The sequence below is a fragment of the Pseudomonas sp. NFACC37-1 genome (assembly GCF_900101575.1).
Taxonomy (GTDB): Bacteria; Pseudomonadota; Gammaproteobacteria; order Pseudomonadales; family Pseudomonadaceae; genus Aquipseudomonas; species Aquipseudomonas fluorescens_AA.
The window spans coordinates 1-12679 of record NZ_FMUZ01000009.1; the positions used below are offsets into that span (position 1 = coordinate 1).

Sequence of the window (12679 nt, forward strand, 5' to 3'; positions counted from 1 at the left end):
CCGGCACGGGTTTGCCAGAGGCGATCACGGTAGCCGTTGCGGCTGTTTGTCCGGTCTGGGCTTTTGACATCGAAGCCGGCGCCGCACAGGCCTTCGACATCGAACTCCATCATGCGCTGGGCAACGAACTGGATCATTTGCTTGAGCAGATCAGCATCTGCCCCTTTCTCAACCAACTCGGTCAATGCGATAGTGGGCTTGGTCATCGTGGTTTCTCTGGTGAGTGTTTGGTCTTCGCAAACTCAACGTTAGCCAAGAACCACGATGACCATCCTCTTTCGCCCACAGGGCGCCTTCGGTTGGTTCAGTTACACCACTTCCTGGGACACGATCCGACAAGCGTGTTCAGGCGCGCGCTTTCGACTCCTCAACCACCCCAGCGGAGCGGTCAGTATTAAACAAAATCCTTGTCCCCGAGGAGAAAGCTGCTGCGAGAAAAACTCGTCGTTCACCGGTTCCAAAAGCTACGGATGAAGATTTGATGCGAGCGTTCCACCAGTACATGGATTCGCAACCGGGCCCCCAGCACCCTAAGAAGCCCAGGTAAACGGAGTAACGGCGGTTATCTAGATGGAGGTTTGTACTTGATAGCCCAGTATTATCAGCGAGTTGAATCGCTGAATGGGTAATTGCTCCATGCAGGTATAGCGCGAACGGTTGATTCAGCTAGAACGGTGGACCATTGCTCAGCAGATTCCCAAGTGCTTTCTTCACATGCCCTTTGTACGATTCCAGCCCGGCCAAAACACTATCAACTGAGGCCGGTGCGGAAACGCCAAAAACATTAGTGAGCGCCTTGTCGACCGTTGGGTTTAATCGAACAACGTACTGGGTATGCCCGGGATCGATTTGGGTGAAACCTTGAAGGAGCGCTTCCAGCATGATTATCTTGCCAGCTAAGAGCTGAGCACAATGGGTGTCTAGTAGCTCGCCGAGTCCGGTAAGTGCTCGTTTATCACCAGTGAGCACTCTTGCGTTATCCGCGCTGGCGGCCGCCGCGAAGAGAAGTGCCTCCCCGGTATCAATACCGGGCGAGCCGTTCAGTCTCTCAAGGAGTTCAACGTCAACAGGCTCTGACGAGGCTGGGATCGCGGTGTCCAGAAATGCCTGCACTCGGCTGGCGACCACCTCTGTTTTGCACAACTCCAGGCGATTCCGTTTTGGAAGCAGCTTGTACTTTGCAGAATCCAGTGCGATCAGATCAACCGGACCTGTAAAAAGTGCGGTTAGGTGTTCAAGAATTTCGTATTGAGCCAGCTTCAAGATCACATCGTTGTCGACGAAGAGTTTGAGCGCCATTGCGAAATCCTTTTCAAGCAGGCATAACGCGGTGGAGTAACGCCGCAGTGTCGCTGGGAAGCACGTTTTCCCTAAGGCAACGCCACGCAAGGTCGTTGACGATCTTGCCTGCTGGTTCAAGTCCAACTTGCATCATGTTGAGAGCTGCGATCGCCATCGGCCATGCATCATTATGCTTGGCGTAATTGAGCACGATGTGCCCCGGGTCCACCTGATGAGCGGTCCCGTAAGCCATGGCAGCTTCCACGAGTCCCCCAGCGCTTGCGCGCTTACCCTCTGCCCCGTAGGTAGCGTTTTCGCGACCATTCAGCATTGTGATTGCAAATCGGTCTGCCGCTTGCTCGTCTTCATCGGGGTCGTCCATCGCGTAGGACTCGGTACCTAATGTCTCGTCGATCAGGATTTCGTCCGGTTCAATATGCCCAAGAGCACAGTGACCGATCTCGTGGGAGATGATGAATGACTGCCAAGCCCAGGAAGTGCTTTTCTTGGAGAGAATGATGACGGGACGGCCCTCGACATGAGTGACCATCCCATCCATTTTGGGCAGTCCGTCACCGACATGATCGAGATAGATGACTGGCACACCGTGTCGCCAACAAGCTTGAAGCAAATTCCGCAACCCCAGCCACTTACCGGGCTCGTGCTTGAGTATCTCCGCACGCAGTTCCAGAGGATCTCTGGGAAACGGCGTGTAGGGTACGGGCGTGGCGTAAGCTGCTGATTCGGCCGCAAACATCGCCAAGGAGGTCGCTGCACTCAGATTGCGGGAGCGATTTGGAATCGAACGTTTGTATTTCACATCGCGTCGGCGCAGATCTTCAAGCCCAGGTGACTCTGAGACCAGAGGGCTGACCCGGAGGCCCAAGCGTTTAGCCAGAATGGACGCAACCTCAAGAGTCGCTCCTGAGTCCTGTAACACGTCAGGAGTCACCCAGTCAGGGAGCAGGGAATGCTGGAATTCTCGTGGGTAGCCTGCAGACTCCAGTACCCCGAATATTCGGTCGATTTGTGTTGCCGGCATTTCGACCTCCCTTAGTGTTGCTCTTAGCCCTCAGGCGTCGAGTGATTTCGTACATCAAGTGCCTTGAGGCTACGGAGTACTTTAATCAGCGCCCGGGCATGCTCATCTGAGCCATCCCATAATGTCATTATCGCACCCTTGAGCTCTGTCTCCAATGATCCCGTAGGACTCAGCTTGGGTAATTCAGTTAAGCCATAGAATCGACACAGCTTATTGAATTGATCGCTTGCTCGCCGACGACCGGTTGGCTTGTTGCGAAGCCTCCAGATCGTAGGTTGAGAAACCCCACTATCCCGGGCAATCTGACCATCGCTCCGCGTATCCTTTCTGAGAACAGTGAGCAGCTCATCGTAAGCATTTTTCATGGGTAAGTTATTCAGGTTATTCAATATAGTCTTGTTTGAATTGAAAGTGAATAGGCCGTTTGGTACACTCTCGGTGTAACCACCCAAGGAATCACCCGCATGCTCCCTTCAACTTTCTGCTGGACCAAAATGGGCGTTGAGTCAGGCGAAGGCCTCGACCTCATCATTCGCCGCAAAGACTGGGAGCGTCAGTTGGGCGATGGGCTGTTCTTCTGGGGAATTGGGCAATCACTCGGCGAAAATGCTCGGGATGCTGCCGCGTTGATTGATGGCGACATGAAAGTGGTATTTTCGCCTATGGCCAGTAAGGCTAAGGACATTGATGTCACGCCAGGAGATGTCTTCGTATGGAACAGCTGGGTCGACAGCGCCGGGAAGCACCACGCCCTGCCTGAGCACGTGTTGGTCACGAGCCGTGCTGACCTGCCGTCTGGGCGACGCAAGACCAGCCATTACGCCCTGATATGCAAGTCGGCCGCTTCTCTGGCGGCGAAAACTGAGCTTGAAGTGACCGCAGCATTTCTACGTAACTTCTCAAGTGACAAGTCGTTGGGTGCCTCCCAAGTAACTGCCGTGGTCCGCAACGCTGAATATGCCCTCACCGGCAACGTGGCCAAGAAATACTCCGTAAGCTTCGTTGCTGATATGGAAGCGCCGTACTCGGTTCAGCTATCGAATCCCGAGTTGCTCTCTAGAACAGATGTCCAAGATATTGGCGTGATATCAGCTTCGGGAAACCTCGCCGATTGGGAGCGTCTAGTTGCTCGTTTGCGCAGCAAGCGCAAGCCTGAAAGCCGTACGCCCTTTACTCTCGATTTGTTCGGTATGGATCAGGGCTTGCCTGCGACAGCGTGATATCTGGGATTTTTGCGACCTTCATGAAGTTTGCCATCACCTCGTGCGCAGGTAGCGAGGCGTCTAGGAAGTAAAGGGAAGCGCCTGTTTCAAACGCATAGGTCCAAGCTACTTGGCACTGCAGGTCGACGTGACGACTCAGGTCGGCAGGCGATGGCAGCGGCCGTCCCGCAGCGTCCGCTTTGATACGAGCCTCTAGGGTAGCTGCATCCGCGTACAGGCAGGTGATAACGTCTGGAGATAGTCGGGACAGCATCCCTTTAGTAAACGGCGTAACCCTGTAGCCAAACTCCTCAATCGTCACTGGATGCGAGTCAATCACTAGGAATCCATCCCGCTGTCTGAACGAGGCGGCCCTTTCGATTAGTTGCTCGTCGACAAGCGCGACGTCTTCTCTGGTTATGATTTTGGCGGACTGCTCTCGCATGTCGCTCTGCGTCAGTTTTCCGATTCGCGATGACGTGACCCGTGCAAGCTCCAGGCTGTACGTGAACACCTCTATATCCTTTGCATGAGCGGCAACACGGGCAGTCAGGGTTGATTTCCCAGTCGCCGGCGCTCCTGTCAGGTAGATGACCTTTCCCATCTCTATGCTCCCTGAATTACCGAAGGAACACGGCAAACGGTTCTTTCACCCTGGCTACTAAACCGATTTGTTTGATGATGCGCTGTTCCGGTGGTGGTGGAATGTCCAATTCGTTGTAAATCAGGCAGCCTTTGTCGTTCTGACCTTTGATGTATTCTGAAGCGAGCTTCCCTCGGGATTGCCCCAAGCCGACCTCAAACTCCTTCAGATTGACCTCGAATTCGGCCATTTCCAAGTTATCCAGCACCAAAGCGAATCGTGAACCCCGCACTTCGATGCCCTGAGGGACTGCCTGCCAGTCAACTCCATCCTCTGAATATTGAGAGGCGGCGACAGGCGGAGCTGAGTGTTTGGAATTCATCTCGTTCATGATGATGAGCAACTGCTTACCGGCCTGTGCCATGGACTTACCGAAAGGCTGAACCATCGTCGTTGGATGGCATGAGCTGCCGCCATAGCCCCAGAAGATCGACCCGGCTTCTTCGTACTCTCTTTTTTTCCGGCGCACGATGTCTTCAAACGTTTCGGAGGCATGAAGGCCAACCTTCATGAAGATCACGCCTTGGCCATTCTCTATTGGATTAGGCATCTGGTACCTCCTTGTACTGTTCGAGGGTATATCGCTGATCCGCTTCTTTCGCCACGTTGAGTGTCGGTATCTCGCGCACGTACTGATAAGTGAGGGGGTTGTTCTTGCCGTAAAAATTGCGAAGACGCGCTGTGGAGAGCTTCTCGGACGATTTCTCCATCAGTCTGGGTTCAACCCTTCGAAACAGACAGGAGCATGAACGCAGGTCGGGTGCGTCATCCAAGTGATAAAGGTGTAACTGTGGGAGCATCTCCGCTACGACATAACCGAGTTCTATTGCTCTTTTCTGTGTGTCTCGAAGCACTTCCTGTGTCCAGGCGAGCCCCGGGTCGTCTGCAATGACGACGATCCCCAAACCTTTCGCATTGGTAGCCTGGCTGCCGCGCTCCAAAAAGGCCGTGACACTCTGACCATCATTACTGGCGCCCCATGGCGGGTTGATGTGGAACCCGTCGTAAGCTCCAAAGTGGTGACTTGGCAATGGATCGGCGACGTTATACAGCTCGGCAGTGATATGAACTTTATCCGCCAGCTTTTCTCCGAACCGCCGGACAGAATTGACGATGCGCTCATCGAAATCGAGCAGCGTGATAGATGATGGTCCATAGTCCACTACCCCTTGTGCCTTCAAATGAGCTGCTGAGAGAGCGATGCCGTCGCCATCACCGACAAAGACCACCTTCTTACCATCGAAGACCCGGGCAACGTACTCAGCCTGAATGACCATGTCGGCCACTTTCATGTAGATCTGATCAAATTCCCGTAGTGGTGCTGGGCGATTCATTACTATGTCAGAGATGCTATTGATGGCACGCCGTAAATCGAATTTCACATTCGTCTCCTTGTGTCACTGCTCTGCCTCCTTGGCAACCGGCGAGCATTGAGTGCTGGCCAAGGGCTAGCTCAAGAATAGTATGGATCCATTGTCTTGGAAGATCATCGCTGGGGATATTTACGCGATTGGTCGACCGCTGATCGGCAAATGGCCTGGGCCGAGCAAAGAAGCGCATTCTTGTTCGGACAATAAGCGTTTGAAGAGGCAGATAGCTCTTTCTCTGACCCTAAACTGGCCAGAGTGGCGTGGGAGCTTCGATCAGCACGCAACAGACAAGGTCTTGCTTGAGGCAAGGCTACAGTAATGGCCCGCGCGATTATTGTGGGAGTGCGCAAATGACGATGCCGGTGGAGCGTACCCGCTGTGTGATTCAGACGGGAGATTTCCTGCGCGAGCTTTCGAAAAGTCAGCTGATTCCTGAGCCTTTCCGCATTGAGGCAGCGCGGCTGCTTCGCCATTACCCGGAGCCCAGGTTGCTGCTCCACGCAGCGTGGCTTGATGAGGTCATTCATTCGACGCAGCCTGGTGATCCTCGGCGCGAGTTGGCAATCAGCGGATACCCTGAGTTGTTCAGCTCGAATCTTGATGAATGAACCTCTTACAGCCTAAAACTGAATGGCCAGCGGGTCACTGGCGGCGCCATGAGGCGTTGCTGCCAGCCCCTTCCTCAGCCAGCAACCGCTTATGGAGATCCCGGCAATGAAGATCACTGGGCCAGTAGAGGTGGAGAGCGTTACCGATGTGAAGTGCGACGTATGTGGCACCTCAACGCGCATCGAGGAAGGCGGATACCAGTTCGGAACGCTACAAGCGCACTGGGGAAGTGGCACTCTGCATGATGGGGAGCGGTACGAGATCCATCTCTGTGAACATTGCTTCTTCCAGGCCTTGGCAAATCTCAAGGAGCAACGGCGAGCGGAACACATGTTCAGCGATGATCCGCCGGAACACTCCAGCGATCTTGGTCTCGTTGCTAGGGACGACTTTTTTAAGGAGTCAGGTCGCTGATACGGGCGACTGGCGAGGCATCTTCGAACTGATAAACTAGCCCTAGTGAATTCGGCCTGCGAGTTAGAAAATGAAGGGACGTCGTAAGGTCAGAACAGATAAGTGGCAGATGCAAGATCAGTTCATCAAAGAAGCCAGGGCCACCCTGGCTTCTAAACCCGATGTTGGGCGTTTTATCCACGCTGCGGCACAGGCGGAGGTTGACGAACCTATTGGGATACTCGCTGGAAGTCGAAGGGCTGCTGAGGGATTGTCAAAAGGTCATGACGATCAGAAATGACCGCTGCGCGTTGCTTCTCTAAGTCCCGTCATTTTCTCCGCTGGCACATGAGCTTTTGCGTCGGTTTGAGTAGCTCGCGACTAGTCATGGGCCGAAGACCGTTGAGCTGAAACGTCTTGCAGTGTAGCCCTAAGTGGCTTCCGCCTTCCGCCCCATGAGGTATGCATAGACGGTCGAGGTTTTCTCACAGCTATTTGCCGGTTTTTGCCCTACGCTGGAGTGATGCTGTCTTCGCATCCACGCCTCGTTTAGTGAGATCAATCCCAATGATCCTAATGCCATTTACGTTAGGAAATTGGTGAGCGAAGCCCATCCAGGCGTTCTGAAGAGCGTCCGCAAGCTTGTCAAAGGGCAGCCGCTGCTTGTTGGGTAATGCCGTCCAGGACTTTCTGGATCGGGTACCTTGATACACTAGAAGAAAGACACCGTAACTCGAACGTCGATCACGCATGTAGTCGCCACAAAGTTGATTTTCCAGGCGCTCCTGTAGCTGCGCACCTGACCAGTTGTCAGCAAGTTTGAGCTCCACAGGTATCTGACCGTCGAACGTGTGCCCGTGGATTCGTAGGTCAGCCCTTTTCGCGTCTGAAAACTCCTCTTCTTGAGGGGCGGAGTAGCGATTTCGAGCGTGGTCTCTTAGCCACCCGCCTATGTAATTTCGGATTTCGGTTTCTTGATTCGATTTTTGCAGGATACTCGCATTACTCGTGTCGCTGTCTTCAAGATCATGTTTCAGGTCGAGCAATCGGTCGACGGCTAGCTCCCACAGCTCTCGATCATTATTTGGGGTTCGTTCCAGGCCGCTGTGGAATTCCAACAGCTGTGCTGCTGACCATGGAACGGAGTCAGCATCAAGGGTGGCTTTGTCTTTAGCCTGTCTTGCGATCCACTGTCGGGCACTCTGCACTGGGTGACTCTGTGAAATATGTATCAGGGCGAGGAAGGCGTCTTTGCCAGGTGTCTCTCGGATGAAAGAAAGCAAAGCGTTGCGGGCGTCCTGAGCGGCGTCTCTCTCCCCTGGCGAATAAACTCCTGAGTTCGCACGATTAATGTCCTCTTCCTCTCTGATGTAGCGCTGCATGAGCAGGAACAGGTCGCTCATGATTGAAACAGTTCTGAATCCTTGGCGCGCGCAGCGTTTCTCAAACCTACCTCCGACGAGAGTGGTGATAAAGTTCGTCGAAAAGCTAGTTTGCTCCTGTGCCGATGTCATTGCGGCTAAGTGGGCCGAAACAGCTGCCAGGCCCGGACGCGGCGCTACCCCTACCCATGTTGCAAACCACACAGCTGCAAATACGCTTTCAGTACTGGCCCGAGCTTTTCGCGCAGCCAGCGAGGCCAGCTCAGAATCATCGAGCGGCGATCCCTGGGCAATGCTTAGCAGCTGCCTGAGCTGAGAGATGTTGCGGTCTTTCTTGCGCATGTAAGGAATGATCAAAGATGCTAAAGCGGGCCACAGCCATTCTCCGCTCCAGCTCACGTCGTACAAGACGTAACTATTTTCTGCTCCTTCGGCCGGCCTGGTGAGCTCATAATCAATCTCGTTCAACACGATCTCGATTACCGAATTGGGGTGAGATGCAAAAAGCGAGGGCAGCCAGCTCGGAAAGCCATTCAATTCATGCATGGCGTAGCGCGTAGCCAACTTCGCTTCGTCGTCCGAGAGGCCCAGCATGGCCTGTGGTTGCTGTGATTCAATCAACAGACCAGTCAGCCCGAATATAACTGTGTGAGGGATACTGTTTGGGGATGCTCCTTCGGAGCGTAATTGAGGCGAGTAGCTCCTCCAAAAATTGATTGCGCCATCCCGGAATGCCAGGGCAACGTCCTTGCCAAATTCAGGTATCAGGCTTTCCCAGTTGGCGTCGCTCCAGTGGGTATGGGTATTCGAGTTTTGTCGCATTTGATCCAACAGATATAGCTGCCCATTTGTAATCTGTCCGAGAACAGGCGGGTTGCGGAGCGACTCTGTGTTTGATCTCAGTCTATTTTTCCAGTCGGTCGCCTGCACTTCGCGCCGACTCTTTTCCCTCTCAGCCTTTTTCTTCCATTCTGACTCTCGCTGGAGGAATTTCGCCATTTCATCTTCGGGGGGATTCAAGTAGTTAGTGAGCATTGCTTCGAGGGATGGATTCCCCGCTGTAACGCGTTTTAGATCCTTGAGCCGAGCCCCGGGCCTATCTGCGGCCTGGTAAAGAGTCCACGCCGCCGAAAGCCCTACAAGCCGGTCGTCTGGCAGTGGGCGAGAAATTATGTCATCACATAGGGTGGAAAAACCGATTGCTTGCAAGCTCCACAAACAGCCGAAAATACCCACTTGATGAAAGTTCACAATGCCATCGTTGCGGCCGTTCACGTTCCGAATCCTGCATTCGCGAACATCGTGCCAAAACATCGCATGGTTAAGCGCCGGCCAATCGGCGATGTCGCTTCGAAGGGAATGCACCAGCGGCTGGATATCGTGTTCGTTTGATTTGTCCGCTGCTGGGATCATCCTGAGCAGAGAAAGCATCTCGGGTTCTAGGCATAGCTCAGTACGCGCCAGCACCATCTGAGAAATTGCACTGGCAGCTGGCTGGATCAGCCATTCATAGCGTATTGAAATTTGGGCTAGGTATGTGTCATCAACTGGAGGTGTTTTTAGTAACGCGTAGTAGCCCTCGGCTAGAGCTCCAACTAGGTGAGAAGGCCATCCCTTTACATGGCTCACCAGCACTCTACTAAGGCTGTCGGGGTGGTAACGCTCCTCGGGTGCGGCACGTTCGGCGGCTGACAAGAGCCATGTTACGGAAGGTTCGGTTACTGGTAGCCCACCGATCAGTTCAGCGAGCCAGCTGCGATCCAGCTCAGGAGACTCTTCGAGAAACCTGTTGCGGACTTCCTCCAGCTCAAGCTTCGCGTCCAGAGCTTCCAGTGCGGAGATCGCGGCCAGTCGAGTGTGCTTGTCCCGAGATTCACATGCGAAGATCTTGGCTTGGGCCAAGCAGCCTGCAACTTCTCCCTGCCAGACCATCATCAGCAGAAACCAACTTACTGTCTCGTGGTCGCGATATTGTTCGAGCAACGCATTTATCTCGTCGGCGAGATCTGCGCTGGCGAATCTTCGTGCTGACGTCGAGTCAATCAATGAGCGACTGCCTGAGTCAGAGACGAGCTCGGCACATACTTGCCGCAAGATTTCGATCCTGACGTCTTTGTGTAGCAGGCTAGGATCCCCACCTTCAAACACAACTTCCGGAGCTACGCGGCGTACTCGCTCAAGGATTCGAGTATCCATGACAGCGAGCCAGCTCAGTACTGGCCGCATCGTTGGAATGACTACTTCTATGTCGTACTGACTACGGAAGAAAAGGTTTTCGACCCGTAGTCGCGAGGCATTATTCATGATCAGTTTATGCAGCCATTCTGCTGTCAAATACTCTCGTACTGATCGGTGGTGAAAGCGTACCGCTCCGTAAATACCTGGTTCGAAGATGGGCCTGCTCAGCAGCGTTTTGACATCTTTGGACGTCCAGTCTGGCAGAACGTCAGCGGCCTGGATTCCTTTGATTTGAATCTCTATGTCTGGCAGTACGATGGACGAGCTTTGTCCCAAGGTAGCGCCAGCTGCTAGCAGGCGAGCCCCTTTTCTCAATTGATCAGGCGTTATCGGAAGTAGGTCATCGCGGTTTGAATCATGCTCCTTCAGTCTACGGTCGATGCTGTTCTGCATCAGCTCGGAGCTTGTCCCAATGCGCTCGTTTGCTTTCCAGAACTCAATCAGTTCTGTCAGATCAATGGGGCGGGTAGTCAGTCTCCATGCTTCCTTTCGCGCCACAGCATCTTTGAACACCTTAATGTTATTGACGTTTTTTGCCTGCAAAAACTGGTCAATCTGATCATCGTGCAGATCGTCCAGGGCTACTATCTTGAAAACACTTGAAGAACCGAGCGAGCCGCTGGGGCGCTCTGTGGCTGATTCGCCTATTTCGCCAACACTCGTGCCTTCTTCAGGAACTCGATGAGCCAGTGGGGAGGGGAACAGCGTTTCACAGAGAAGTAGGTCTGTTTTCACACGCCATGCAGTTGCACGGCCAGTGATGACAATGTGAACTCTCGGAAGAACGGTTTTGAGCTGTTTTGCAATTGCCCTTATGGCGCGCTCAAAATCTCGCGGGTCGTGCAGCTTTGCCTCATCTACTGAGTCGAGGAACAGCCAGCCTTGCTTTCCGCTATCAACCCAGTCGATAAACTCTTCATAACATCCTTCGTCGAACGCTTCCTCGATCTGCGGACGAATATTTTCTATACGCATGAAGAAAGCATGTTTGCCCTCAGCACGAAGGGTCCTGGTGATGTGACGGATTTCAGCGGTTTTCCCTGAGCCTGCTTCGGATAGCAAAATGACTCGGTGTTCGTTCAGCAGCTCTGGCCAGCGAAGTTTTCCCGTACCAGAAAACCATTGAGAAATGTCCGACTCGTCGGAATCTTTGGCTTTCACCTCAATCTCATGAAAAGTGCGAGCAATGGGGATGTGTTCGTCTGCGAGTCCGCTCATGGAAAAGCCTGCTTCGTCCGTTGAATTTTGGCGATAAGCGCCAAGAGTGGTCTAGCCATAGAGCATGCACGAATCGCGAGAATCTGCGTAGCGGGGCGCCAGAGGAGGTATTGGAGCCCTCTCGTATCACTTCCTCTCAAACAGCCATCCTCGGTGGCAACAGGGGACGAGGGGTGAGTATCAGCTGTGGCTCTTATTACGATCAATAGGGTACAACCACGAGCCAGATACTGATATCCAACCAGTGTTCGTTAATCTGTGAGAATTCAAAGGACTTCTCCCCGCCGTGAAAAGATAAAAGGGGTGCTAGACTCCTTGCGAGGTCTAGTCCCCCTAACCTTGCACCACCACAGCCCTGACCAGTCAAGACTCGACCCTCAGCTGGTCCAGGGCTTTATTTTTGAGGGCGCCGAGGTGGGTGGATTGGCACTCAGCGCCCGCGACTCTTCTCCTTAGTAACTGCATTTTCGGCCTCCTCTAGGTTGTATCGATCAGCTAAGCGTTGCACCACCACATCCCTGACCAGTCAGATTCGACCCTCAGTTAGTCCAGGACTTTATTTTTGAGGGCGCCGAGGTGGGTGATTAGCACTTAGCGCCCCGTTCTCTCCTACGCATTAGCATTCGTCCTCCTGGCCCGCTTTGGTTTGGTTGGTGGAGCGGGGGCCGGCTCGTCCAATACGGAGGGGCTCGATGCCTGCTTAGCAACTTCAGCAGCCACCCTTTCCGCTTCTTTGAGCGCAGCCCAATAGGCATGGAGCGCTTCTATGTCGCCATAGGCACCGATCTCAGGAAGTCGCTCGATGAAGCGGCTATAAAGGCCATCCTGAACCTTGCCGTGGCCGCGCATCCACTCGACCGCAGCGTTAGGATTAGTGAGCATCACGTAATGAAATTCACCGGAAGCGCCAGGCTTGGTCATGATGAAGTTTAGCTCCCGGAGCTTCTTCATCCGGCGGCGCCAGGTGTCCACGGCCCGTTCCCCGAGAAACCCGGCTTCAGCCGCAAACGTGCTGGGGTTCTCGATCGTTATGACCGGATGATCGGGCATACGCGCCCATAGACAAAACAGCACGTGCCCGGCAGGCTGCCCCTTCGAGTCGGCGTCAATAATCTGCATGGCAATGGGCAGGGTTCGTGGAATCGTGCTAAAGCCGTCGTGGGTTTTTCGCGTCCATTTCAACGCATCGGGAATGTTGGGAAAGTGGACCAGCATCAGTTGCTGGGCACGTTCCGCCATCGTTAAGCGGCGTTTTGCTGACTGTTTTGCGTTGGCCATTGTGCAGCCCTTATCCGTTTTCT

The 12679-nt window shown here is 53.7% G+C and carries 12 protein-coding genes; 4 read left to right on the forward strand and 8 right to left on the reverse strand.

What is annotated here, in order from left to right; all coding sequences use genetic code 11:
- The 3 genes from BLP82_RS12460 to BLP82_RS12470 form a co-directional block, all read right to left on the reverse strand.
- On the reverse strand, nucleotides 1–206 hold a 206-nt coding region (locus tag BLP82_RS12460), incomplete at its 3' end, for a transposase (protein WP_170842302.1).
- A 460-nt stretch (nucleotides 207–666) separates the two neighbouring features.
- Nucleotides 667–1299 (reverse strand): hypothetical protein, encoded by a 633-nt coding sequence (locus BLP82_RS12465; protein WP_092168018.1) that lies wholly within the window; start codon nucleotides 1297–1299, stop codon nucleotides 667–669.
- A gap of 13 nt (nucleotides 1300–1312) precedes the next feature.
- Entirely contained in the window at nucleotides 1313–2323 is a 1011-nt protein-coding gene (locus BLP82_RS12470; RefSeq protein WP_092168023.1) for a M78 family metallopeptidase domain-containing protein, read from the reverse strand.
- A 464-nt stretch (nucleotides 2324–2787) separates the two neighbouring features.
- Here BLP82_RS12470 and BLP82_RS12480 point away from each other — a divergent pair, with 464 nt between their 5' ends.
- Entirely contained in the window at nucleotides 2788–3543 is a 756-nt protein-coding gene (locus BLP82_RS12480) for a hypothetical protein (protein ID WP_092168031.1), read from the forward strand.
- On the opposite strand, the gene BLP82_RS12485 is transcribed toward BLP82_RS12480, so the two are convergent.
- From BLP82_RS12485 to BLP82_RS12495, 3 genes are read right to left on the reverse strand one after another with little or no spacing between them, the layout of a single operon-like run.
- Entirely contained in the window at nucleotides 3494–4129 is a 636-nt protein-coding gene (locus BLP82_RS12485) for an ATP-binding protein (RefSeq protein ID WP_092168035.1), read from the reverse strand. The two genes, BLP82_RS12480 and BLP82_RS12485, sit on opposite strands and share 50 nt — an antisense overlap.
- Nucleotides 4130–4145: 16 nt before the next feature.
- Complete coding sequence (locus BLP82_RS12490) at nucleotides 4146–4718, reverse strand: hypothetical protein (RefSeq protein ID WP_092168039.1); 573 nt, start codon at nucleotides 4716–4718, stop codon at nucleotides 4146–4148.
- Complete coding sequence (locus BLP82_RS12495) at nucleotides 4711–5550, reverse strand: bis-aminopropyl spermidine synthase family protein (protein ID WP_092168043.1); 840 nt, start codon at nucleotides 5548–5550, stop codon at nucleotides 4711–4713. The genes BLP82_RS12490 and BLP82_RS12495 overlap by 8 nt, the downstream gene beginning before the upstream one ends.
- Before the next feature lie 338 nt (nucleotides 5551–5888).
- On the opposite strand from BLP82_RS12495, the gene BLP82_RS12505 reads away from it, so the two are divergent.
- The 3 genes from BLP82_RS12505 to BLP82_RS30440 all read left to right on the forward strand — a co-directional run bounded on the left by BLP82_RS12505 (nucleotide 5889) and on the right by BLP82_RS30440 (nucleotide 6841).
- On the forward strand, nucleotides 5889–6146 hold the full coding sequence (locus tag BLP82_RS12505; RefSeq protein ID WP_092168052.1) for a BPSL0761 family protein: 258 nt from the start codon (nucleotides 5889–5891) through the stop codon (nucleotides 6144–6146).
- Between the two features lie 106 nt (nucleotides 6147–6252).
- Nucleotides 6253–6561, forward strand: a complete 309-nt coding sequence (locus tag BLP82_RS12510; protein WP_092168057.1) for a hypothetical protein — start codon at nucleotides 6253–6255, stop codon at nucleotides 6559–6561.
- A 70-nt stretch (nucleotides 6562–6631) separates the two neighbouring features.
- A complete protein-coding gene (locus BLP82_RS30440; protein WP_139197846.1) occupies nucleotides 6632–6841 on the forward strand; it encodes a hypothetical protein in 210 nt (69 codons plus the stop codon).
- Nucleotides 6842–7031: 190 nt separating this feature from the next.
- On the opposite strand, the gene BLP82_RS12515 is transcribed toward BLP82_RS30440, so the two are convergent.
- Both BLP82_RS12515 and BLP82_RS12520 read right to left on the reverse strand, forming a co-directional pair.
- Nucleotides 7032–11378 carry an NACHT domain-containing protein gene (locus BLP82_RS12515; protein ID WP_092168061.1) on the reverse strand — a complete coding sequence of 1449 codons (4347 nt, stop codon included), beginning with the start codon at nucleotides 11376–11378 and terminating at the stop codon, nucleotides 7032–7034.
- Nucleotides 11379–11987: 609 nt separating this feature from the next.
- Entirely contained in the window at nucleotides 11988–12656 is a 669-nt protein-coding gene (locus BLP82_RS12520) for a hypothetical protein (RefSeq protein WP_218189416.1), read from the reverse strand.
- Between the last annotated feature and the right edge of the window lie 23 nt (nucleotides 12657–12679).